This window comes from Ruegeria sp. AD11(2025) (genome assembly GCF_056542405.1).
Genome location: NZ_JBQFZU010000136.1, coordinates 1 through 666, shown reverse-complemented (window position 1 = coordinate 666; position 666 = coordinate 1). Strand labels below are relative to the sequence as shown.

The 666-nt window shown below is 54.1% G+C and carries 1 protein-coding gene; it reads right to left on the bottom strand.

The features are described 5' to 3' along the window. A partial coding sequence (locus ACR1XY_RS24735; RefSeq protein ID WP_480597506.1) for a cbb3-type cytochrome c oxidase subunit I occupies positions 1 to 666 on the bottom strand: 666 nt, incomplete at both ends.

The window sequence follows — 666 nt, the reverse complement described above, 5'->3', positions numbered from 1 at the left end:
ATCCCCATCAGGCCAACAAAGTACAGAGGCAGGAAAGTGAGCATAAACCCAACCGTCCACAAAACCACCGTCACGCGGCCCCAAAAGTCGTTCAGGCGGAAGCCAAACGCCTTTGGGAACCAGTAATTATAGCCCGCCAGCAACCCGAACAGCACACCCGGCAGCAGCACGTTGTGGAAATGCGCGACCAGAAACAGCGTGTTGTGAACCTGATAATCCACGGTGGGATTGGCCAGGATCACACCGCTGAGCCCGCCAATGACAAACAGCAGCAGAAAGGCCAGCCCATACAGCATGGGAACCGAGAACCGGATGCGCCCACGCCACAGCGTTGCCATCCAGTCATAGACTTTGACCCCTGTCGGAATGGCGATCAGCATGGTGGCGATACCAAACACCGCATTGATCAGCGCGCTTTGACCCATGGTGAAGAAATGGTGCAGCCAAACGGTGAATGACAGCACGGCGATCGACATGGTGGCAATGACCAGCGAGTTATAGCCGTAAAGACGTTTTGCCGAGAATGTCGCGAACACTTCCGAATAAATCCCATAGGCGGGCAGAACCAGCAGATAGACTTCGGGGTGGCCAAACAACCAGAACAGGTTGGCATAATTCATCATGTTGCCGCCGAGATCGTTGGTGAAAAAATGAAAGTCCAGATAC